The sequence below is a fragment of the Kitasatospora sp. NPDC034035 genome (genome assembly GCF_055575755.1).
In genome coordinates this window covers 193,673-215,697 of record NZ_JBVISA010000005.1, presented here as the reverse complement: position 1 = coordinate 215,697, position 22,025 = coordinate 193,673, and the positions used below count along the sequence as shown (strand labels likewise).

The 22,025-nt window shown below is 72.5% G+C and carries 22 protein-coding genes and 1 pseudogene; 10 read left to right on the top strand and 13 right to left on the bottom strand.

From position 1 onward, the window contains the following. Window positions 1-5: 5 nt before the first annotated feature. Window positions 6-1,889 carry an APC family permease gene (locus ACZ52J_RS09640; protein ID WP_465617182.1) on the bottom strand — a complete coding sequence of 628 codons (1,884 nt, stop codon included), beginning with the start codon at window positions 1,887-1,889 and terminating at the stop codon, window positions 6-8. Between the two features lie 368 nt (window positions 1,890-2,257). Here ACZ52J_RS09640 and ACZ52J_RS09635 point away from each other — a divergent pair, with 368 nt between their 5' ends. After that, window positions 2,258-3,052 carry a DUF6585 family protein gene (locus ACZ52J_RS09635; protein WP_465617180.1) on the top strand — a complete coding sequence of 265 codons (795 nt, stop codon included), beginning with the start codon at window positions 2,258-2,260 and terminating at the stop codon, window positions 3,050-3,052. Continuing rightward, window positions 2,995-3,390: a zinc-binding dehydrogenase gene (locus ACZ52J_RS09630; protein ID WP_465617178.1), complete on the top strand. Its 396-nt coding sequence runs from the start codon at window positions 2,995-2,997 to the stop codon at window positions 3,388-3,390. The genes ACZ52J_RS09635 and ACZ52J_RS09630 overlap by 58 nt, the downstream gene beginning before the upstream one ends. A gap of 135 nt (window positions 3,391-3,525) precedes the next feature. Here the strand turns inward: ACZ52J_RS09630 and ACZ52J_RS09625 are convergent, their stop codons facing one another. Continuing rightward, a complete protein-coding gene (locus tag ACZ52J_RS09625; protein ID WP_465617176.1) occupies window positions 3,526-3,699 on the bottom strand; it encodes a hypothetical protein in 174 nt (57 codons plus the stop codon). A gap of 187 nt (window positions 3,700-3,886) precedes the next feature. Between ACZ52J_RS09625 and ACZ52J_RS09620 the strand changes: the two genes are divergently transcribed. The 4 genes and pseudogenes from ACZ52J_RS09620 to ACZ52J_RS09605 all read left to right on the top strand — a co-directional run bounded on the left by ACZ52J_RS09620 (window position 3,887) and on the right by ACZ52J_RS09605 (window position 7,610). Next, window positions 3,887-4,165, top strand: a complete 279-nt coding sequence (locus tag ACZ52J_RS09620; RefSeq protein ID WP_465617174.1) for a hypothetical protein — start codon at window positions 3,887-3,889, stop codon at window positions 4,163-4,165. A gap of 2 nt (window positions 4,166-4,167) precedes the next feature. Continuing rightward, window positions 4,168-5,471: pseudogene (locus ACZ52J_RS09615) on the top strand (UDP-N-acetylglucosamine 1-carboxyvinyltransferase). Continuing rightward, complete coding sequence (locus ACZ52J_RS09610) at window positions 5,468-6,502, top strand: serine hydrolase domain-containing protein (protein WP_465617172.1); 1,035 nt, start codon at window positions 5,468-5,470, stop codon at window positions 6,500-6,502. Before ACZ52J_RS09615 ends, ACZ52J_RS09610 begins: the two are co-directional and overlap by 4 nt. A 607-nt stretch (window positions 6,503-7,109) precedes the next feature. Next, window positions 7,110-7,610, top strand: a complete 501-nt coding sequence (locus ACZ52J_RS09605) for a universal stress protein (RefSeq protein WP_465617170.1) — start codon at window positions 7,110-7,112, stop codon at window positions 7,608-7,610. Here the strand turns inward: ACZ52J_RS09605 and ACZ52J_RS09600 are convergent. From ACZ52J_RS09600 to rpe, 3 genes are all read right to left on the bottom strand, one after another. Further along, window positions 7,607-8,305: a sensor histidine kinase gene (locus tag ACZ52J_RS09600; RefSeq protein WP_465617168.1), complete on the bottom strand. Its 699-nt coding sequence runs from the start codon at window positions 8,303-8,305 to the stop codon at window positions 7,607-7,609. The two genes, ACZ52J_RS09605 and ACZ52J_RS09600, sit on opposite strands and share 4 nt — an antisense overlap. 312 nt (window positions 8,306-8,617) lie before the next feature. Further along, entirely contained in the window at window positions 8,618-9,577 is a 960-nt protein-coding gene (locus ACZ52J_RS09595; protein ID WP_465617166.1) for a pirin family protein, read from the bottom strand. Window positions 9,578-9,727: 150 nt separating this feature from the next. Then, window positions 9,728-10,411, bottom strand: a complete 684-nt coding sequence (gene rpe, locus ACZ52J_RS09590; protein ID WP_465617164.1) for a ribulose-phosphate 3-epimerase — start codon at window positions 10,409-10,411, stop codon at window positions 9,728-9,730. Window positions 10,412-10,692: 281 nt separating this feature from the next. On the opposite strand from rpe, the gene ACZ52J_RS09585 reads away from it, so the two are divergent. Next, complete coding sequence (locus tag ACZ52J_RS09585) at window positions 10,693-11,544, top strand: SCO6745 family protein (RefSeq protein WP_465617162.1); 852 nt, start codon at window positions 10,693-10,695, stop codon at window positions 11,542-11,544. 72 nt (window positions 11,545-11,616) lie between these two features. On the opposite strand, the gene ACZ52J_RS09580 is transcribed toward ACZ52J_RS09585, so the two are convergent. The 6 genes from ACZ52J_RS09580 to ACZ52J_RS09555 all read right to left on the bottom strand — a co-directional run bounded on the left by ACZ52J_RS09580 (window position 11,617) and on the right by ACZ52J_RS09555 (window position 16,997). Next, window positions 11,617-12,267, bottom strand: coding sequence for a C39 family peptidase (locus ACZ52J_RS09580; RefSeq protein ID WP_360492283.1), 651 nt, complete (start codon window positions 12,265-12,267; stop codon window positions 11,617-11,619). Window positions 12,268-12,536: 269 nt separating this feature from the next. Continuing rightward, window positions 12,537-13,127: a DUF4188 domain-containing protein gene (locus ACZ52J_RS09575; protein ID WP_465617423.1), complete on the bottom strand. Its 591-nt coding sequence runs from the start codon at window positions 13,125-13,127 to the stop codon at window positions 12,537-12,539. A gap of 151 nt (window positions 13,128-13,278) precedes the next feature. Continuing rightward, a complete protein-coding gene (locus ACZ52J_RS09570; RefSeq protein WP_465617160.1) occupies window positions 13,279-13,917 on the bottom strand; it encodes a TetR/AcrR family transcriptional regulator in 639 nt (212 codons plus the stop codon). A 160-nt stretch (window positions 13,918-14,077) separates the two neighbouring features. Beyond that, window positions 14,078-15,064 (bottom strand): aldo/keto reductase, encoded by a 987-nt coding sequence (locus tag ACZ52J_RS09565; protein ID WP_465617158.1) that lies wholly within the window; start codon window positions 15,062-15,064, stop codon window positions 14,078-14,080. Window positions 15,065-15,132: 68 nt separating this feature from the next. Further along, the gene (locus ACZ52J_RS09560; protein WP_465617156.1) at window positions 15,133-15,954 is read right to left on the bottom strand and encodes an ABC transporter permease; all 822 of its coding nucleotides are present in this window, start codon (window positions 15,952-15,954) and stop codon (window positions 15,133-15,135) included. Continuing rightward, entirely contained in the window at window positions 15,954-16,997 is a 1,044-nt protein-coding gene (locus ACZ52J_RS09555) for an ATP-binding cassette domain-containing protein (RefSeq protein ID WP_465617154.1), read from the bottom strand. The genes ACZ52J_RS09560 and ACZ52J_RS09555 overlap by 1 nt, the downstream gene beginning before the upstream one ends. A gap of 129 nt (window positions 16,998-17,126) precedes the next feature. On the opposite strand from ACZ52J_RS09555, the gene ACZ52J_RS09550 reads away from it, so the two are divergent. Then, complete coding sequence (locus ACZ52J_RS09550) at window positions 17,127-17,897, top strand: TetR/AcrR family transcriptional regulator (RefSeq protein ID WP_465617152.1); 771 nt, start codon at window positions 17,127-17,129, stop codon at window positions 17,895-17,897. A 7-nt stretch (window positions 17,898-17,904) separates the two neighbouring features. Here ACZ52J_RS09550 and ACZ52J_RS09545 read toward each other — a convergent pair whose 3' ends face one another. Both ACZ52J_RS09545 and ACZ52J_RS09540 read right to left on the bottom strand, forming a co-directional pair. Then, window positions 17,905-19,338 (bottom strand): pyridoxal-phosphate dependent enzyme, encoded by a 1,434-nt coding sequence (locus ACZ52J_RS09545; RefSeq protein WP_465617150.1) that lies wholly within the window; start codon window positions 19,336-19,338, stop codon window positions 17,905-17,907. A 170-nt stretch (window positions 19,339-19,508) separates the two neighbouring features. After that, entirely contained in the window at window positions 19,509-20,069 is a 561-nt protein-coding gene (locus ACZ52J_RS09540) for a DUF3885 domain-containing protein (protein WP_465617148.1), read from the bottom strand. 165 nt (window positions 20,070-20,234) lie between these two features. Here ACZ52J_RS09540 and ACZ52J_RS09535 point away from each other — a divergent pair, with 165 nt between their 5' ends. Next, window positions 20,235-21,377: a serine hydrolase domain-containing protein gene (locus ACZ52J_RS09535; RefSeq protein ID WP_465617146.1), complete on the top strand. Its 1,143-nt coding sequence runs from the start codon at window positions 20,235-20,237 to the stop codon at window positions 21,375-21,377. Further along, window positions 21,374-21,931 carry a hypothetical protein gene (locus ACZ52J_RS09530; RefSeq protein ID WP_465617144.1) on the top strand — a complete coding sequence of 186 codons (558 nt, stop codon included), beginning with the start codon at window positions 21,374-21,376 and terminating at the stop codon, window positions 21,929-21,931. The genes ACZ52J_RS09535 and ACZ52J_RS09530 overlap by 4 nt, the downstream gene beginning before the upstream one ends. Window positions 21,932-22,025 lie beyond the last annotated feature (94 nt).

The window sequence follows — 22,025 nt, the reverse complement described above, 5'->3', positions numbered from 1 at the left end:
CCGCCCTAGCCGACGTGGACGCGCGGGCGCCGGGAACGGTCCGGCTCCGCCTCGCGCAGCACCTCGCGGGTGACCGGGGCCACCTCGCCCTGGCCGAACAGGAAGAAGCGCAGGAAGTGGCCGACCGGGCCGCCTTCGGTCCACTCGAAGTAGATGTGCGGGATCTGCCCCGTACGGTCCCGGATCGTCATCAACAGGGCCGCCAACGCGTTCGGGACGCTGGAGCTCTCCAGCGACAGCACCCGGTAGCGGTCGTGCAGGACCTCGCCGCGCACGTCCAGCACCGCCTCGAACTCGGACGGGTCCCGAACCGTCACCTCGACGAAGACCAGGTCGACGTCGGCCGGGATGTCGTGGTGCTCCCGGAGCTCCCGCTTCTTCTCCTGGTACTCCGCCAGGTCACGGCTGTTCGGCTCGTTGGCGATCAGCCGCATCGGCCGGTAGGTGTAGTCGCGAACGAACCGCTCGGCCGCCTCGTCCAGCACCACGTCGGTGACCCTCAACTCGAACGCCCGCCTGAGCCTGGAGAGGAAGGAGACCAGGATGATCCCGCCGATGAAGCAGGCGCCGATCTTCACCCCGTCCGGACGTTCGGCGATGTTCGTGCCCGTCGTGTACAGGAACACCGCCGCGATCACGGCGAAGCCGATGGTCCAGTTGCGCTGCCGAGCCTTGTGCGCGGCGATGGTGACGGCAATGGCGGCCGAGGAGATCAGCACCAGCACGCCGGTCGCGTACGCGCCGCTCTGGGCGTCCACGTTCGCGTCGAAGATCCAGGTGACCAGGAACCCGATCAGCGTCAGCACGATCACCATCGGCCGCACCGCCCGTGCCCAGTGGGGCGCCATGCCGTAGCGCGGCAGGTACCGGGGCAGCAGGTTGAGCATGCCGGCCATCGCGGAGGCGCCGGCGAACCAGAGGATCGCGATGGTCGACAGGTCGTAGACGCTGCCGAAGCCGCTGCCCAGGTTCTGGTGGGCCATGTAAGCCAAGGCGCGGCCGTTGGCCTGCCCGCCCGCCTCGAACGCGGCCTTGGGGATCAGGACCGTGGTGATGAAACTCGTCGTGATCAGGAACGCACTCATGATCAGCGCGGCGGTGGTGAGCAGCTTGCGCGCGCCGCGGATCCGACCGACGGGCTTCTCTTCGGTGTCCTCGGGATCGCCCTCGATGTGCGGCATCACCGCGACGCCGGTCTCGAAGCCGGACAGACCCAGCGCCAGCTTCGGGAAGACGATCAGCGCGACGCCGATCATCGCGATCACGTTGCCGTGCTCGGCGGTCAGCGCGTCCGCCCAGTCCGTGACCACGTCCGGGTTCTCCAGCACGTGCCAGAGCCCGTTCACCACGACGACGACGTTGAGCGCCAGGTAGACCACGACCAGGACGACCGCCAGGCCGATCGCCTCGCTGAACCCCTTGAGGAAGACCGCGCCAAGCAGGGCGACAAGGATCAGCGTGATCAACATCTGCTTGCCGGACAGCGCGCTGTGCAGACTCGGGTTCTCCACCAGGTGCGCGGTCGCGTCCGCCGCCGACAGGGTAATGGTGATCATGAAGTCCGTCGCCGCGAACCCCAGCAGCGCCAGCACGAACAGCTTCCCCTGCCAGAACGACAGCAGCCGCTCCAGCATCGCGATCGAGCCCTCACCGTGCGGGCTCTCCTTCGCGACCCGCCGGTAGACCGGCAGCGCGCCGAACAGCGTCACGATCACCAGCACGACCGTCGCCACCGGCGACAGCAGCCCGGCCGCGAGAGCCGCGATGCCGGGCTGATAACCGAGCGTCGAGAAGTAGTCCAGGCCGGTCAGGCACATCACCCGCCACCACCGCTGGCCCTTGTGCTCGACCGGCGCCTCCGCGTGCGGCCCCGGATACTGCTTGGCCATGTCGGCCAGGCCCTCCAGCAGCCACGCCCGGAACCTCGTCCGCCGCGTCGACGCAGCCGCACCCGACGAACTCACCCTGCGCCCCTGTCCACGTCCCCGAACCGGCGCCACCGAGGCGGCGGCAGGGCGCAAGGCTACGCGACAGCCGCTCCGCTTCCTGGAACCGTCCACGCGGGTTCGCCCCGTTGGCGCAGCGGCCGACAGACGCCCACTCAGCGCGTACCGTCTCCGGAATCAACACCTCGTCAAGATGCGGGGAGAGACGCATCAAGGTCGCGGCGTCAGGCCTTCGACGCGTCGCGTCCTCCGCACCGACCCGCTAGCGTGGGCCGCTTCCCGGCCGAGATCCGATCGAGGAGCACAGCGCCGTGTCCGACGACTTCGCTCACCGGCACGTTCCCACCGAGTACTCGGAGCAGGTCGCCGAGGCGGTCGCGCGGCAACGGTTGGGCGACCATCGGGCGACCTACCTTCCGACCCTGCCCTCGCCGACTGTTCAGCGGTCGGACCTCGTCACCGTGTCCGTGCTCCTCGCCCTGCTGGTGTCCGCCGGCATCGCCCTGGCTCGTACGTCTCCCGCCTTACTCCTCGTCTTCCTGCCGCCCGTCGCGGTCCTCCTGCTCTTCAGGGTCCTGCGCGAGAGGCACAACAGGAGTACCAGGAAGAACGCCGGCCTTCACCTCCACGAGCACGGCCTGGTCGTCGTCGTAGGGGGCAAGCTCAGGGCACTGCGGTGGGACACGATGACGGTGCACCAGAACATCGGCCGTTACCACACCTTCGGCCGGAGCAACCGCGTCAAACACGCCTACACGTTACGTGACGGCGAAGGCCAGGAAATCACCCTCCGCGAAGGGTTCCCGAACCCCGAAGACTGGGGTCCACGAATCCAGCAGGCCGTGACCGAGGCGCAGCTGGCGGACGCGCTCATCGCACTCCGGGCAGGCAAAACCATGCCGTTCGGCGGCTTCCTGGTGAGCCGGAGCGGCGTGGCGGCGGGGCGGAAACAGGTCTCCTGGTCGCAGGTGCAAGGCGTCCACACGAGGCGGGGACTCGTCCGCATCGAGGCCGCCGGGAAGCCGACCAACCTGACCGGCGACCCGGTATGGATGTTCCCGAACCTGCAGCTCTTCGCCGCACTGGTCGAGCAGCTACGCCGGTAGCCGGTTCCCGTCCGGTCCGACGGCAGGCCACCCTCGCCGCTCTCACCCCGCGCGGCAGGATGTCCGCCTTCGGCGCCGTCACCGGGGTCGGCGGGCTCGTGCCCATCACCAGCCTGCTCGCCGGGTCGAAGGCCGTCAGCGGCTTCTGGCTCCCGAACCTCTACCCCTCGCGCACGCACCTCAAGGACTCGATGTCCGCGCTGTTCGCGGCGGTCTCCGACGGCTGGCTCAAGCCGCTCAACGGCCCGGTCTACAAGCTCGGCCAGGCCCGCCAGGCCCACCACGACCTCACCGCCCGCCGCACCACCGGCAAGGTCGTCCTTGACGTCGATTGTTGACCGAGCGCCCACCCTCACTTCGCGCTTGCCCGCACCCGACGGGGTAATCGCAGGACGCCGCCCTCGCGCCGCCGAACGGCGCGATGAGGTGTGCGTTCAGGACCCGGACGGCAGCGTGCCGGTCCTGGCCCTCGATCACCGATCACCTCCCGATGCGGAGACCGCGGCTTGGCCGTCCCCGGTCTCCTGCTCCGCCCAGACCAGCGGGTGGGCGCCGGCGTGCCGGGCGAAGGCGTCCTTGCCCTGGTGCAGCACCAGGAGCAGGCGGCAGATCGGCGCCCATGTACTGGTGCCGAACGAGGGAGGCATGCGAAGGCTCCTGTCATGTCGGTGAATCCGTCATGAACAAGGTCGAGCCGTTGCAAGTCCAGAACTAACACAACTCTGTATCAGTCCGCCGTCACATCCCGATCCAGGAGGCGAAGTTCGACATTGGCTCCGGGAGTCGCCGCTGTGCTCGCAGCAGCCCGGCCATCGTCTCGCGCACGGTGGGGCTGTGCCGAGACAGCTGCGGAGCGAGGCGGCGCCCTCCACCACCGGCCTGAAGGTCACCTGCGGCCCGGTCGCCGAGCCCGCCACCGAAGAGGTCTGCGCCCACCTCGACGGCCGCCGCATCGCCACCGGCCAGACCAAGTTCGGCGCGGTGATCGGTGACGGCGTGATCGTCCCCGCCGGCACCGTGCTCCAGCCCGCCACCCTCATCGGCGCCCACACCACCCTCTACCCCCGAACCCAGATCGGCGGGTTCTTCCCCGCCGGAAGCCAGGGAAGGTGACCATGACCGCCACCACGACCACCGACCGGCTCACCCTGCGGATCACCGGCGGCCACCCGCTGCACGGAACCACGACGGTCCAGGGCAGCAAGAACATCGCCCTGCACCTGTACGCCGCCGCCATCCTCGCCGACCGGCCGCTCACCCTCGCCGGTGCCCCCGCGATCCTCGACACCGGCGTCTGCGCCGAGATCCTCCACCGCACCGGCACCCGAGCCACCATCAGCGACGGCGAGTTCGAGACCCGGCCCGCCGACTCCTACTTCCCGGTCATCCCGGACGACCTCGGGCGTCGCATCCGCACCACCGCGGTCATGGCAGCCGCCCTGCTGGCCCGCACCGGCAAGGTCACCTTCCCGCTGCCCGGAGGCGACGCCTTCTGCGCCCGCTACATCGACCTGCACCTGGCCGCCATGGAAGCCGCCGGCGCCGAGGTCGAGGTCAACCGGGGACGCGTTCGTGCCCGTTTCCTTGACTCGAAGCGCCTGCCGTTCATCACCACCGTCAGCACCAAGAAGTGGGGCCCGAGCCTGGGAGCAACGGTCACCGCGATGCTGCTGGCCGCCCGCACACCCGGCACCTCGTCGATCCTCGGACCGAGCATCGAACCCGAGGTCACGGTCACCGCCGAGTTGCTCGCCCGCTCCGGCGTCGGCATCACCTGGCAGGGCAACGAGGCCCTGCACGTCACCGGTACCGACCACATCGCCGGCGGCGTCTTCCGGGTGCCGCCCGACCGGCTGGAGGCCGCCACCCTGGCGCTCGCGGCTGCGATCACCGGAGGAAGCGTCCACCTCGACGCCTTCCCGCCCGACGGATTCCCGGCGGGCCTGGTGTCGGTCTTCGCCGACGCCGGGATCCTCCTCACCGCCGAGCATGGCGGAACGACGGTGACCGTGCCGGAAAGGCTGCGAGCGGTGGAGATGGCCACCGGCCCCACCCGGGTTACCCGACCGACGTCCAGCCCCAGCTGACCGCCGTCCTCACCCAGGCCGCCGGACCGTCGCGGATCGACGAGCGGATCTACAGCCGGCGCGACAGCCACCTCGCCGCGCTGCGGGCGTTCGGCGCGGCCGTCAACGCGGAGGGACCGGCGATCACCGTCGAGGGGCCGTCTCGCCTCCTTGCCGCTGACGTGGCGGGCGAGGACATCCGGGCCGTGACGGCTCTCATGCTCGCCGCCTTGGCCGCCGAGGGCACCTCTACGATCCGTGGCATGTACCACCTCCGGCGCGGCTACGGCGACCTGCCGCCCAAACTGGCCGCGCTCGGTTCCGACCTGACGATCAACCAGGAGCTTCCGTGACCACCACCCGACTGTGGAACCCGGACACCATCGCCGAACTGCGCCAGTGCCTCGACCTGTTGGTCGACGACGGCGCCCTGCCCGGCGGCGTCATCGCCCATGGCACCCGAAATGACCTGCCCGCCTTCACCGCCTCCGGCCTCGTCGCGCCCGAGTGCGGGGGCGCCCGCCCCGGCCCGGACACGCTCTACGACGCCGCGTCGCTCACCAAGGTGCTGTCCACCTGGCCGCTGATCGGCCTCGCCGACGGCATCTCCGTGGACACGCCGGTCCGAGACCTGCTGCCCGGCGTGCCGGAGCAGGCGCCCGGCGCGAACGTGACGGTCGGACAGATCCTCGCTCACACCTCCGGCCTGCGGGCCGAGACCCGCCTCGACCAGTACCGAGGCCGTACCGAACACCTGGCCGAGCTGATCTGCGACGAACCGCTGACCGCCGGACCCGGTGCCGGCCACCAGTACATCAACCGCGGGTTCATCCTCCTCGGCCTCGCGCTCGCCCACGTCCACGGCCGCCGCCTGGACGAGCTCGCCGCCGACCTCTGGCAGTCCCTCGGCATGACCCGCACCACCTACGGACCCGTCAGCCGGTCCGCCAACGTCGCCCCGACCGAGCAGCGCCTCCCCGGTGGCCCTCGCCTGTGGGGCATCCCGCACGACGACAACGCCACCCTGCTCGGCGGCGTCGCCGGCCACGCCGGGGTCTTCACCACCCCGGCCGACCTGGCGAAGTTCGCGGACCGCCTCCTCACCGCATATGACGACGGGCACGGCCTGGGGGCCTGGCTGCGCACCAGCATGGAGCCGAAGACCGAGATCGAGCCCGGCCTCCACCGGGGCCTGGCCTGGATCCTCGCCGACGACGGCCGGGTCGCCTACCACCACGGCTTCACCGGCACCAGCCTCTACCTCGCCCCGGCCACCGGCCGTTACCTGGCCATCTGCGCCAACGCCGTCTACCACCACCAGGACAACCGCACCCGCCTCGCCCCGCTCCGCAACCTCGCACTCAAGGCCGTCACCGCCGACTGAGAGGACCCCTGCCGTGCCCCAGGTCACGCTCGCATCGCTGACCACCCTCCGGCTCGGCGGGCCCGCCGGGACCGTCCTGAACCTCTCCGACCCCGCGGACTGGCCCGACACCGCCCGTGCGATCAGCGCCCAGGAGCGCATGGTCGTGGAGTCCACCGAGGCGGCCCGAGCAATCCATCAGCGCGGGCGGGGCTGGCGTGGCCGTCGCGGCAGCGGGACGGTGGAGGCGCGTGCGAGTCTGCGGAATGGGGCGTGCAGCCCGCGACCCGCCGGCCAGCCGCGCGCTCTTCGCCGACCACGACTACGAGTTCTACCGCTCCCTCGGCGCACTCGGCCTGGTCGACGCCTACCGCCGAACCCACGGAGGGCATCGACCTCACCTGGTACGGACCCCAGGGAGGCCAGCGCCTCGACCACGTCTGACCGGACCCGCCCGCGCCCGCTGAGCACTCGGCCTCGACCGACGAGCCGGCTGTCGTCAAGGAGTCGCCAAGACCCGATCCCCGGGCGTCATGGTTCTGTCAGCGGTTGTCCGCCCGCAGCGGCTGCGGACTTCACTGGACGTGCGGGCCGACAGCAGCCCGCACGATGAAGGAGTTGAACGGCCATGACCGGCGCCACGCGTGTGATCGTCGGACTCGACGGGTCCTTGGGCAGTCTCGCCGCCCTGCACCGCGCGGTGACGGAGGCGACCGCGCGCGGAGCGGTCCTCGTGCCGGTGACCGCCTGGCAGCCGTCCGACACGGACGGACTGCGCCCGCTCTCCGAGCTGGAACACGCCGCCCGCCGACGCCTCGACACCGCCTTCGAGCAGGCCTTCGGCGGCTACCCCGCCCACCTGGTCGTCCACCCCGTGGTGGTCCGCGGCGAGGCCGGCCCCGCCTTGGTCTCCGCCGTGACCTCCCCGAGTGACCTGGTCGTGGTCGGCGCCGCCGGCCAAGCACGGTTGCGGCACGCCCTGCACGGATCCGTCGCCCACTACTGCCGTACGCACGCCGGGTGCCCGGTGGTCACCGTCCGACCGTCGGACCTGCTGCGCAGCCTGGAGTCCGCTGCCCGAAGCGGCGCGCCGATCCCCCTCGCCACTGGGGTGCGGCGGGCCGCCTAACCGGGGCTTGCCGCCACGGCCCGGCGGAGGCCGAAGACGAAGGTCGTGCCGCCGCCGGGGGTGCTCTCGACGGTCAGCTCGCCGCCCATCGCCTCGGTGAAGCCCTTGGCGACGGTCAGGCCGAGCCCGACGCCCGCGACCCGGCCGCCGGGCCCGTAGCGGCTGCGGTGGAAGGGCTCGAAGAGGTGCTCGCGCTCTTGGTCGCCGATGCCGGGGCCGTGGTCGACGACCCGCACGTCCACCCGGTCCGCCACGGCGCCCGCGTCCACCCGGACCGGGGCGCCGGGCGGTGACCAGGTCAGCGCGTTGGCCAGGACGTTCGCCAGCGCCCGCTCCAGCAGCCCGGCGTCGGCCTCCACCCGCGGGAGCCCCTCGGGGAGGTCGAGGACCACGGGCGGGCCACCGGACGGGAGGCTGCCGACGGCCGCGACCAGGACGTCCGCCAGGTCGGTCGGCCAGAGGGTCGCCGGCACCCGCCCGGCCTGGAGGCGGCTCAGGTCGAGCAGGTTGGCGACCATGCGGTTCAGCCGGTCCGCCTCGGCGTCGATGATCACCGAGAGGTGGCGGACGTCCTCCGGCGGCCAGTCGACCTCCTCGGAACAGAGACTCGAAGCCGACGCCTTGATCCCTGCCAGCGGCTCGCGCAAGTCGTGGGCCACGGCCTCCAGCAGGGTGGCGTGCAGGACCAGCTCCATGATCCCCCGGTGCGGGGCGCAGAGCACGACCGCACCGGCAGACGGGCGAGCAGCAGGTCCGCCGCCGACCTGGCCGACACCATCCACCCGCCTTGCCTGACGCTACGTCAGAAGAGTCAGCAAGAGGTCAGCATCCATCCGAGCAGACCCTGTCAAACGCTCTCGGACATGAGAACCGAGAAGGCCTCACCTCAGCTGCTCGCGCACCACCGGCGACCCCCTGAACCACCCCTCGACCCGTCGGCCGGGCAACACCCCTACATGCCGGTCAGCAGAGACCGTACGCATGCCCGATGCCGACGTTCGCCCAGGTCAGCGGCTCCGCCCGCGCAGCTTGAGCGGGAGGTCGGGCAGCTCGGGCGCACGCAGTCGGCCGCCGTCGTAGCCCTGGACTTCGCCGAACCGGGAGCCCTTCTCCCAGTCGGTTCGTGCCTGTACGATCTCGTCACCGGATCGGCCGATGAAGTTCCACCACATGACGATCTTCTCGTCGAAGGGTTCCCCGCCGAGGAGGAGGACGGCGGCGTCGGTGTGGGCGTGGAGCGGGAGGTGGGGGCGGCCGCAGCCGAGGTAGAGCATGGAGCCGGGTTCGACGGGGACGCCGTCGACGTCGACGCGGCCGGACATGGCGAGGACGGCGTACTCGAAGTCGGGGACGAGGGGGAGCCGGAGGTCCGCGCCCTCGGCGAGGGCGAGGTCGGCGCCGACGAGGGGGGTGTGGGTGGTGCCGGGCGAGATGGCGGTGTCGAGGGTGCCGAGGATGACGGTGGCGCGCAGGCCCGGGGCGGTGACGACGGGCAGGTCGGGGTGGTGCTCGAAGGTGGGGGCGGTGTGCCGGTGGGCGTCCGGGAGGGCGACCCAGAGCTGGGCGCCGTGCAGGTGGCGGGCGTGCGGCCGCGGGGACTCCTCGGAGTGGGAGATCGCCCGGCCGGAGGTCATCAGGCCCAGTTCGTACGGCCGGACGGTCTGCAGGCTGCCGAGGCTGTCGCGGTGCAGCACCTCGCCCTCGTGGAGCCAGCTGACCGTCTGCAGGCCCATGTGCGGGTGCGGCGGGACCTGCATGCCGGGCTCGTCGGCGATGTCATCCGGGCCGTAGTGGTCGACGAAGCACCAGGCGCCGACCATCCGCCGGCCGAGGTTGGGGAGCAGGCGGCGGACCACCGTGCTTCCACCGAGCGGGAATTGACGTGGTGCCAACAGTTCCTTCACCGGGCCGCTGCTGGCCTCGCGGCCGCAGGCGGTCGGGGTGGGCTTGAGGTCGAGGTTGCTCATCGCGGTTTCCACCACCGTACGAGGAAGGCCGGGCGGAGAGGGGTTCGTCGTCACCGATCATCCGTCACGGTCCGACGTTCCTCCACCCGCGCCCGGCCATCCGGCGGTCGGCGACTCGGCGACTCGGCGACCGCCGTGAGCTGCGGCGGCTCAGTGCCGGCAGGCCCACCAGGCGTCCGCCGAGGCCTTGCCGGCGAGGTCCCGCAGGCCGCGGACCGCCTTAGCGGGGTCCTCCGCCCCGTACACCGCCGAGCCGGCCACGAACACGTCCGCGCCCGCCTCGGCGCAGCGCTCGATGGTGCCGGCGGCGACGCCGCCGTCCACCTGCAGCCACAGCTCCAGGTCGTGCTTGGCGATCAGCTCCCGGGTGCGGCGGATCTTCGGCAGCATGATGTCCAGGAACGCCTGGCCGCCGAAGCCGGGCTCGACGGTCATGATCAGCACCATGTCGAGCTCGGGGAGCAGGTCCTCGTACGGCTCGATCGGCGTGCCCGGCTTGAGCGCCATCGACGCCCGGGCGCCCTTGGCGCGGATCTCGCGGGCGAGCCGGACGGGCGCGGCGGCGGCCTCGACGTGGAAGGTGACGGAGCCGGCGCCCGCCTCGACGTACTGGGGGGCCCAGCGGTCCGGGTCCTCGATCATCAGGTGGCAGTCGAGCGGGATGTCGGTGGCGCGGGCGAGCGACTCGACGATCGGGACGCCCAGGGTCAGGTTGGGCACGAAGTGGTTGTCCATGACGTCCACGTGCAGCCAGTCGGAACCCCGGACGGCCTCGGCCTCGTCGGCGAGCCGGGCGAAGTCCGCGGACAGGATGCTGGGGTTGATCTGGGCCATGACCGACTACCTTCACATGAGGGCTGGGGCGCCCCGGCAGCGGGCGCCTTGGCTCATCATCTCGCGCCGCACGGCCGCCGACCGCCTACCGCCGCCTGCACGTGACCGTCATCACACCCCGCCGGGGATTACCGGGGGCGCCGCTGTGGTCATCAGCCATGGAAGCGGTCCACGCACCCGCCGCAGCGGTCCAGGCACGGGCCGCGGCGGCGTGCGCCGGGCCGTCCCGACCAGCCGAGCTCCCGCTTCCACCCGGAGCTCCGTCCGAGGAAGGTCTTCCGATGGCCGATCTCGTCCACCCCGCCCGCGCACTGTGGTGGCTCTTCGAGCCGGTGCACGCCGTCACCTACTTCCTGCCCGAGGGGCGCGCCGCCTTCGAGGAGGCCGGTCTGCACGGCCGCCTGCACAGCTACTTCGCGAGCCGCTCGGCCCCGCTCGGCGCGGTGGACGCGACGCCCGTGGTCGCCGCGTTCTTCAACTTCTCCCCGGCGATGGTCGGGCGCGCGCTGCCGGAGGTGTGGACGCACGCGAGCCCGGAGGAGGCGCTGGTCGCCCGACTGAAGGGCTCGGCGGCGACGCTGGCCCGGCTGCTGGAGCACGTGAACCCGGAGCAGGTCGAGCTGGTCGCGGAGACCCTGGAGCAGGTCGCGTCCCGGCTGGACTGCGCGGGCCGGGTACTGGCCGCCGCCAACACCGCGCTCCCCCGGCCGACCGGCCTGTACGAGCGGCTCTGGCAGGCCGCCACCGTGATGCGCGAGCACCGCGGGGACGGCCACGTGGCCGCGCTGGTGGCGGCCGGGCTGGACGGCTGCGAGGCGCTGGTGGTCCGCTGCGCGATGGACATGCGGCGCGAGATGATCCAGCCGCTGCGCGGATGGACGGACGCCGAGTGGGAGGCGGCCGCGGAGCGCCTGGTCGAGCGCGGCTGGCTGACCGCCGCGGGCACGGTCACCGAACTCGGTCGGATCCGCCACCAGGCCGTCGAGGCCGCCACCGACCTGGCCGCCACCCGGGTGTGGGAGGACTACCCGCGCGCCGAACTCGACCGACTGGCAGCGGCGTTGAAACCGATATCGGCACTGTGTCGCAGCGAACTTCCGGTCAACCCGGCGGGGCTGCCCGACAACCCGTAGGCCGCCCGCTACTCCGCTTGCTCCGCTACTCGCCTGCTCCCCTAGTCCCTGCTCTGCTGCTCCCCTGCTCCGCTATTCCCCCGGCGGGCCGAGCACGATCCCCCGCCCGGCGTAGAACGCCCCGAACGACCGCCACGGCACGCGCGCGAAGGCCTGCGACTCCCCCGGGAAACCGGACGGGTTGTGGATCAGCAGCGCCGTGTCCGTGGCGCCCACCGCCAGCACCAGGTGGCCGCCGCGCCGTACCGGCTCCGGACCGCCCGGCTCCCGGATCGACGGGTGCACCGACACCATCACCAGCCGTCCGCGGGCCACCTCGGCCGACACCTCCTCGGGCGTCAACTCCCGGGCGTGCGCCGCGAGTCCCCACCGCCGCCGGACGTAGTCGGCGAACGGCAGGTGGATCAGCCCGCGCAGGCTCTCACCGTCCCGCACGTAGGCGCCCGCCGCCACGCACTCGCCCGCGAGCGCCATCGCCGTCGGTGTCACGCCCCACCAGTGCTCCAGCGCCATCCGCAGGCAGGCCACCCCGCACAGCCGCCACGACCACCACGCGTACTCCGTCGGGCCGGCCGCCCCGGACTGCCCCCAGCGCGGGTCCGCAGACGCGTCCAACCGCCCGTCGACGATCTCCCGCACCAGCTCCGGGGACTCCCACTGCGCCCGGTACGGCACCTCGTGCACCACCCGCGCCGGCCGCGCGGCGCTGCCCTGATCCACCATCCCCCGACGCTCTCACGCCGGGCGGCCGGACAACTCACGACACTCCCTGAGTATCCGTACTCAGGCGGCCGACCTGCGGCTTTCCGTACCGTGATCACGCGGTGGACAAGGACGGTCGAGGACGTGGGAGCAACGGTGAAGCAGGTCTTCCTGGGGGTACTGGCCCTACTGGCGACGGGCGCGACGATTCTCCTGGCGCCATGGGTCTACCTGGCGGTCGCCATGGGGCCGGACTCGCCCGATTCACCCGTCTCGCCGGCCACCGCCACCTACGCGCCCGTCGCGCCGTCCCCGACGGCTGTGTCCCCGAGCCGCTTCCCGGCGCCGGCGGAGTCTCCCGCCCCGCCGGTCTCGCTCGACCGGTAGGCCAGCCGCTGCGTCGCGTGCCGTCCCCGCTTCTCCACCGGGAGCGCACCGGTGGCGCCGGCCAGACCGAACGGCGGCATGTCGAAGTAGATCGACTCGTACCCGCCCTCCGGCACGATGTACGTCTCGTGCCAGAGCCCGACGTGCCCGCGGGCCTTGCCCTCCCGCAGCTTGCGGTTGGCGATGCCCCACACGGTGTGGTGGAAGCCGTCCGGCGCGCTCGCGTAGCCGTACAGCCTCTCCTTCGACTCCCAGTACTGGACGACGTAGTAGGTGCGCGGCGAGGCGGTGAGCAGGATGCGGCCGAGAAGACCGCGCTCGGCGCCACGCTCGGAGCCGCGGCGCAGCTCGTACAGCATCCGGAACATCGCGAACATCACCGGGCCCCAGTGGTGCACGGCCCAGAACCGGTTGATCCGCATGCCGATGAGCAGCACCACGGTGTCGCCGGTGGCGGCGGCGGTGGTGTAGCCCCGCAGCGGCTTGGCGAACACCGAGCGGACGAACGGCGAACCCGTCCCTCCCGCACGTGATCCCGGACCCGTGGACATCCCGGCCTCCCCGCGCCGAACCCGCACCCCATGTAAGCGGTGATTACATCAGCGCACGATGACCCGGTCAAGGCTCGCAACCGCCACAATTCAGCTACTGCGCAGGTTGGTTGGCGATCCCCTGACCGAAGGTGTCCAGTACCTGCGCGGCCAGCTCCTCCGCCTTCTCGGTCGGCAGGTAGCCGTCCACGATCATCTGCGCCAGCCCGTACACCAGCGCCTGCCCGGCCAGCCCGACCAGCGCCGGATCCCCGGGACGCAACCGGCCCGCCTCCTGGTCCGCGGCGACCACATCCATCAACGCCCGGTCGATCCCGTCCAGTTGCTCCCGCAGCTCCGGCTCCCGCGAGGCCGCGAACACCCGCGAGCGCACCAGCTCGAACCGCCGCGGATGACGCACCGCGTACCGGACGAACCCCAGGCCGACCGCCCGCATCACCGACCCCCCGTCCGGCCCCCCATCCGGCCCGGCGGCCGCCACCTGCGCCTCCTGCCAGCGCACGAAGTCCGCCAGCACCCGGTCCGCCAACGCGGTCAACAGCGCCTGCCGGTCGGCGAAGTGCCGGAACGGCGCCCCCGCCGACACCCCCGCCCGCCGCGCCACCTCCCGCACACTCACCTTCTCCTGCCCCTGCTCGTCCAACACCTCGAACGCCGCCGCCACCAACGCCTCCGGCAACGCCCCGTGGTGGTACGCCCCCCGCTCCCCGCCCCGTTCCCTCGTCTCCCTCATACCAGCCTTGCTACCACAGCCGGCCGGGCCCGGGAGTCGACGTCCCGCGCCCAGCCGGCGGCGGCACCGAACCACCCGGGCAGGTGGCCGAGCAGGTCCCGCGGATCCCCGCCGGCCGGACGATCCCCGCAATGCCCGGCCCCGGCCGGGGGCGGGTGGCCTACCAGGCGTAGTCCTCCGGGGCGGGCTGGTGGCCCGGGAAGAGTTCGTCGAGGCGGTCGAGGGTCTTCCGGTCGAGTTCGAGGTCGAGGGCGGCGAGGGCGGCGTCGAGGTGGGCGGGGGTGCGGGGGCCGATGATGGGGGCGGTGACGGCGGGGCGGGAGAGGAGCCAGGCGAGGGCGAGGTCGGCGGGGTCGGTGCCGAGTTCGTCGGCGAAGTCCTCGTAGGCCTGGATGCGGTCGCGGTGCTTGGCGAGGAGTTCGTTCGCGTAGCCCGTGCCGCTGCGGTCGCGGGTGCCCTCGCGTTCCTTGCGCAGGACGCCGCCGAGCAGGCCGCTGCGCAGCGGCGACCACGGGATGAGCCCGAGGCCGTAGTGCTGGAGGGCGGGGATGACCTCGAGCTCGATCGCGCGGTCGAGCAGGTTGTAGAGGGACTGCTCGCTGACCAGGCCGAGGAAGTGGCGGGAGCGGGCGGCCTCCTGGGCCTGGGCGATGTGCCAGCCGGCGAAGTTGCTGGAGCCGACGTAGATGATCTTGCCTTGGGCGACCAGGATCTCCATCGCCTGCCAGATCTCTTCCCAGGGCGTGGCCCGGTCGATGTGGTGCATCTGGTAGAGGTCGATGTGGTCGGTCTGCAGGCGGCGCAGGCTGGCCTCGACGGCCTTGCGGATGGCGAGCGCGGAGAGCTTGCCGCCGTTGGGCCAGTCGCTCATGTCGGCGTAGGCCTTGGTGGCGAGGACGGTGCGCTCGCGGCGGCCGCCGCCCTGGGCGAACCAGCGGCCGATGATCTCCTCGGTGCGACCCTTGAGGTTGCCCTCGCTGTCGCGGCCGTAGCTGTTGGCGGTGTCGAAGAAGTTGATGCCGCGGTCGTGGGCGGTGTCCATGAGACGGTGGGCGTCGGCCTCTTCGGTGTGCGGGCCGAAGTTCATGGTGCCGAGGCAGAGGCGGGAGACGGTCAGGCCGGTGCGGCCGAGGTGGGTGTACTCCATGGCGCCCCACCCAAGACCACACCGACCCCCCTGTCCAGCACATTTCGCGGGCGCGCCGGAACCCCTGGTCACCGCCCGTGCGTGGCGAACTTCCGTACGGCGAGCGGCATGCAGAGCGCGAGCAGCACGGCGCTCCAGAGCAGCGCGGCGAGCGTGGCGTGCTGCGCCGGCCAGGCGGATCCGGGTGCCGAGGGGTTGCCGAAGAGCTCCCGGCAGGCCTGGACGACGGAGCTGATCGGGTTCCAGTCGGCGACGAAGCGCAGCCAGCCGGGCATGCCGACGGTCGGCACGTAGGCGTTGGTGATCATCGCCACCGGGAAGACCACGACGGAGAGTTGGCCGGCCGCCTCCTCCTTGCCGACGGTCAGGCCGAGCAGGGTGCCGACCCACGTCATCACGAACCGGAAGAGCAGCAGCAGTGCGAACGCCCCCGCGGTGTCGGCGAGTCCGTGCCGGGCCCGCCAGCCGGTGGCGAGCCCGACCAGTGCCAGCAGCGCCAGGACGACCGCGCTGACCAGCAGGTCGGCGAGGGTCTGTCCGAGCAGCAGACCGGTACGGGAGACCGGCATGGAGCGCAGCCGGTCGGTGACGCCGCGCCCGACGTCGCGGGCGGCGCCGACCATTGTGGGCATGATGCCGTTGGTGGCGACCATGGCGAACAGCCCGGGCATCAGGAACTCCCGGTAGTCGCCGCCGCCCGGCACCCGCATCGCGCTGCCGAAGACGTACCCGAAGACCACCACCATGATCACCGGGACGCCCAGCGAGGCGGCCAACAGGCCCGGTGAGTGGCGGTAGTTGAGCAGGATGCGGAGCATCGACGTCCAGGTGTCGGAGAGCAGCCGGCCGACGGTGGACGGTCGCGGGGCCGCGTACACGACGGTGGCCATCAGGCGGCCCTCCCGGCCTCGGCGGGCCCTCCGACCTCAGCGGGCTCGGCGGGCGCCCCGGCCTCGGCGGACTCGGCGGACTCGGCGGGGGCCCCGCCCGACCGGCCGGTCAGCGCCAGGAAGACGTCGTCCAGCGACGGAGTCCGCACCGCGACGTCCTGCGCGACGACCCCCGCCCCGTCCAACTCCCGCACCAGCGAGGGCAACAGGACGGACACGCCGGGGGCCGTCAGCACCGTGACGGTCCGCTCGGCGACGTCCACCTGCGCGTCGCCGCCCGTCATCGCGGACAACACCACGGCGGTGGAGGCGAGCTGACCGGGCGTGGCCAGGGTGACGGAGACCTGACTGCCGATCGCCGCCTTGAGCCGGTCCGGTGGGCCGGTGGCGATGGCGGCGCCGTGGTCGACGACGACGATGTCGTCGGCGAGCCGGTCGGCCTCCTCCAGGTACTGGGTGGTGAGCAGGACGGTGGTGCCGCCGTCCGCCAACTCCTTGACGGTGTCCCAGATTTCCTGGCGGCTGCGCGGGTCGAGCCCGGTGGTCGGCTCGTCCAGGAAGAGTACGGGCGGGCTGGTGACCAGGCTGGCGATGAGGTCGAGGCGCCGGCGCATGCCGCCGGAGTAGGTGCGCACCAGCCGGTCGGCGGCCTCGGCGAGGCCGAAGCGGGTCAGCAATTCGTCGGCGCGCGCCCGGGCCCGGCGGGCGCCCAGGCGGTGCAGCCGGCCGAGCAGGTGGAGGTTGTCGCGGCCGGTGATGCCCTCGTCGACGGCGGCGTGCTGCCCGGCGAGGCCGATGGAGCGTCGGACGTCCTCGGCGGCGCGGACGACGTCGTGTCCGGCGACCCTGGCGGTGCCGCGGTCGGGGGCGACCAGGGTGGCGAGGACGCGGACGGCGGTGGTCTTGCCGGCGCCGTTGGGGCCGAGGAGGCCGCAGACGGTGCCGGCGGGGACGGTGAGGTCGAGGCCGCGCAGGGCCTGGGTGGCGCCGAAGCGTTTCGCCACGCCCGCCATCTCGATGGCGGGCCGGGTGGTGTCGGACATGGCTCTGCCCTTCTCTAAGTACAGCGTACGTAGAAGCGAATGCGGACGCAATCGTACTACGTACGCCGTACGTATCTAAGGGGTCGATCCGGAAGCGTCTCTAAGATGGGAGAGCGAGGTGATCTTCCAGTGCCGTCCAGCAAGACCCCCACCGGCTCCGAGAGCCGAAAGAGCCCCGACGCTGCGCAGCAGCCGGGCAGGCCCACACCCCCCGAGGCCCCAGAACTGATCTGGCTGCGCCCCGAGCGCACCGGCCGCGGCCCGCGCCCGGCCCACAGTCGCGACTCGATCGCCGCCGCGGCCATCGGGATCGCCGACGCCGAGGGCCTGGACGCGGTCTCCATGCGCCGGGTCGCGGCGGCGCTCGGCGCGGGCACGATGTCGCTCTACAACTACGTTCCGAAGAAGGAGCACCTGCTCGACCTGATGCTCGACGCGGTCACCGGCGAGTACCGGCTGCCGCCCGCGCCGAGCGGCGACGTCCGGGCCGACCTCGCCGACCTCGCCCACCAGCAGCTCGACATCTCCCGCCGCCACCCCTGGCTGCCCGCGCTGCTGCTGGCCCGTCCCAGCCTCGGCCCCAACGCCCTGCGCTACACCGACCACTTCCTGGCCGTCACCGCCCCCACCGGCCTCGGCGGCGGAGCCCGGATGGAGGCGATGGCACTGTTCAACGGGTTCGTCACCCAGTTCGCGCAGTACGAGCAGACGGCGGCTGCGGGCGCCAAGTGGCAGGCGGAGCTGGTCGGTTACCTCAGCCAGGCGGCGATGAGCGGCGAATTCCCGCACCTGGCGCAGGCATTCGCCACCGCCGGCCCGCCCGCCGACCCGGACAGGGCCTTCGACCGCACGCTGGACCGGGTGATCTCCGCCATCCTGACACCCACCGGCGCCATCTGACGGATCGTCAGTTCTCGAAGGCCTCCCGCGGCAGCACCCCGGCCACCCGCCCGTCCACCAGCACCAGGACGGCCGGGTGGCCACCCCCGCCGGCCTGCCCGGCCTGCCCCACCTGCCCCACCTGCCCGGTCGGCCCCGCCAGGGCCGCCCGCGCCTCGGCCGGCGACTGCCCGACGCCCACCGTCGGCAGCGCCGGCCCGAGCAGCGCGCCCAGCGGATCGCCCGGCTTGGCACCGCCGTCCGCGAGCGCCGCCGCCAGCACCTCCCGCGACACCGAGCCCACCACCTCCGTCGCGCTCACCCCGAACGGGCGCGCCGCCCGCGCCAGCACCGCCGGTGCCACGCCACCCGGCACGGCCCGCAGCGCCTCCACCGCCTCGCCGACGGTCGCGTCGGCGGGGACCGTCACCGGCGGGCCCGCCGCCTCCAGCGCCTCCCGCACCGCCGTCTCCCCCGGCTCCTCCAGGAAGCCCCATTCCCGCATCCACACGTCGCTGTGCACCTTGGACAGGTACGAGCGTCCCGAGTCCGGCAGCAGCACGACCACCAGGTCGTCCGGGCCCAGCCGCCGCGCCACCCGCAGCGCCGCCGCCACCGCCGTGCCCGAGGACGGGCCGGCCAGGATGCCCTCCTCCCGTGCGAGCCGGCGTGCCGTCAGCAGCGATTCGCGGTCGGGGATCCGTTCGAAGGAGTCGACCACCTCCGAGCGGTAGGCCTGCGGCCAGCGGTCCTCGATCGTCTCGGGGTGGAGGAAGTGCCCGATGCTCTCGACGAACCACGGGCTGCCGTCCCCGCCTCCGTACGAGGAGGACTCCGGGTCCGCGCCGACCACGGTCACCGCGCCGCCGGACACCTGCTGCAGGTACCCGCCGGTGCCGGTGACGGTTCCGCCGGTGCCGACGCCCGCGACGAAGTGGGTCACCCGGCCGCCGGTCTGCTCCCAGATCTCGGGACCGGTGGTCCGGACATGGGCATCGGGATTGGCCAGGTTGTCGTACTGGTTGGCGAGCCAGGCCCCGGGAATCTCCGCGGCGAGCCGCTGGACCACGTTGAACAGGTGCCGCGGATCCTCCCGCGGCACGGTGGTCGTGGCGCGCACCACCTCCGCGCTGTATGCCCGCAGGATGTCCGACTTCTCGGGCGCCGACTTCTCCGACACCCCGGCGATCACCCGGTACCCGCGCCGCCGCCCGACGATGGCCAGGCCGATGCCGGTGTTGCCGGAGGTCGCCTCGATGATCGTCCCGCCGGGCTTGAGCAGACCGTCCCGCTCGGCGGCCAGGACCATGGACAGCGCGGCGCGGTCCTTGACGCTGCCGCCGATGTTGAGGAACTCGGCCTTGGCGTAGATCGGCGCCGCGATGTCGGCACCGAGCCGGGCGAGCCGGATCAGCGGCGTCCCGCCGATCGCGTCGAGGACGGATTCGTGCACTGCGGTCATCCTGGGCTCTCCTTCATCCGGTGCGGCGCGTGGGGACGTCCCGACCGAGCCTTCCCACACCCGCGCCCCGCCAGCCATCCCACAGCCACACCGGCACCCGCACCCGCACCCACACCCAGACCCCGCCGACCGGCCGACCGGCCGACCGGCCGACCGCGAGTCGACCTCGGTCAGTACCCCTGCGGGTGCTTCGACAGCCACTCGCTGTGCCGCTCCTTCAGCCGGTCGCGCTCCTGCGTCGTGGTCAGGAAGACGTCCGCGCCGCCGTCGTACGGGTGGTAGACCCGCAGGAGTTCGGTGTCCGTGATGATCACACCGGCCACCTCGTCGTCGGCGACCCGTCGCAGCAGCCCGTCGAGGCAGCCGCGCCGCCACGGGCGCTGCTCGACGAAGGCATGGCGGTGGAACCAGAATTCCGGGTCGGGGTCGTCCGTCTGCTGCCAGCTCCGCCAGTGGGTCGTTCCCGGGCGCGCGGCGGGGGCGGGCGGCTCCGACGTCCACTCCGGCGTGATCACGTACACCTCCGTGCCGGCGAACAGCTCGTCCAGCACGGTGTTGTAGCGCTCCAGCACGATCGCGTACTCGCGCTCGTCGTCGGGGTAGCGCTTGGACTCCGGCAGGCTGTGGAAGCGCACCCAGACGTCCCGCCCCTCCGCGTAGAGCCCGTTCCCTACGGGCTCGCAGCCCGGCCACCGCCGCTGCCAGAGCGCGGTCAACGCCTCCCGGTCCACCGGACCCCCTCCGTCGCTTCTCCTCCGGTTCTGCTCCGGATCGCCCGCGAGTCTGTCACACCCACCCCTCCAGCCCCGGCGTGGTGAAATCCCCTCGTCACGGCCGCCCGGCTCCCGTACCGTGGTCCGGTCGCTGATCTTGAGGGCAGAACGGGGCTCCACACCATGCAGCAGTACCAGGGCTGGGCCGACGAACGCTTCGGCGCCGTCGCGGATGCCTTCGCGCGCAACTTCGCCGAGTTCCCCGAGCTGGGCGCCGCCGTCACGGTGTTCGCCGGCGGCCACAAGGTGGTCGAACTGTGGGGCGGCACGGCCGACGAGCGCACCGGCCGGGCCTGGACGCAGGACACCGTGGTGCCGGTCTTCTCGTGCGCCAAGGGCCCGGTGAGCATCTGCGCGCACCTGCTCGCCCAGCAGGGCCGGCTCGACCTGGACGCGCCGATCGCCCGCTACTGGCCCGAGTTCGCGCGGAACGGCAAGCAGTCGATCACCACCCGGATGATCCTCGGCCACCGCGCCGGCCTCCCGGCGCTGGACGCGGTGCTCTCCTTCGAGGAGATCGCCGCCTGGGAGCCGGTGATCCGGGCGATCGAGGCGCAGGAGCCGCTCTGGGAGCCGGGCACGGCCTACGAGTACCACGGCCATGTGTTCGGCTTCGCGGTCGGCGAGCTGATCCGCCGGATCACCGGTCTGACCCCCGGCGCGTTCCTGCGCAAGGAACTCGCCGAGCCGCTCGGCCTGCCGGTCTGGCTCGGCCTGCCGGAGGGCGAACTCCCCCGCCTGGCCCGACTGGTGGAGGCCGAGGGCCGCCGTCCGATGCCCGGCCCGGAGCACCTGCTCACCCGGATCGTGACGATGAACGGCGCCCTGGTCTTCCCCGGCCTGGACGTGCCGCACGGCTGGAACGACCCGGCCCTGCACGCGATCGAGCTGCCCGGCGCGGGCGCCGTCGCCTCCGCCACCGGCCTCGCCGGCCTGTACGCCGCGGCCGTCACCGGCCTGGACGGCGGCGAGCGGCTGCTCTCGCCCGACACGGTCACCGACGCGGTGCGCGAAGTCTCCTCCGGCACGGGCTTCCTGGGCTTCGACATGGGCGCCCGCTGGGGCTCCGGCGTACTGCTCGACTCCCCCGCCTTCCGCAGGCTGCTCGGCGGGCGCAGCTTCGGCAACGACGGCGCCGGCGGCCAGTTCGCCTTCGGCGACGACGAGTTCGGCATCGGCTTCGGCTACGTCGCCAACCGGATGATCGGCCACGGCGACGCCCGGGCGACCCGACTGATCGACGCGGTGCGCGGGTGCCTGGGATGACGGACTTCATGGCTGTCCTCACCGGCCTGGCCACCACCGGCAGCCTCGGCGAGCTGCGCTACGGCGCCTCGCTGCCCGAACTCGCCGCCCACTACGGCGATCCGTGGGACCAGGGCCGGATCCACCGCGAAAGCCGCTGGCCGCGCGCCTACCACTGGGGCGACGTGATGACGGTGTTCTGCCGCTGCCGCCGGCTCCACTCACTGTCCCTGTCGGCCTGGAATGACCAGCTCGAATTCCCCCGGCCGGGTGGCGAGTTGGTGACGCTCGACACCATCGTCACCGAGACCGAGCTGATGGCCGCGCTGACCGCCACCGGCCACACATGGCAGACGGTGACGTACGAGAACCTCACGGACCAGCGGAACCTGATCTTCGAGCCGGTCGAAGACGTCCACGTGGAGCTGGTCCTCAGCAACCGGCCCGACTACGACGAGCCGCCGCTGGAGGAGTTCAGGCTGTACAAGGTGATCCTGTGGGGCTACGAGCACGACGACTGCGCCGAGCCGGACCCCACCCAGCCCGCCGACGGCTGGGGTACGGGCGACCACTGAGCACCGCACGGCCGCACCGGTGGCGGGCCGTCCGGGAGACCCCGACCGGCGACGGGCCGTTCCCACCCCCGTGTGGAACGGCCCGTCGCCGGTC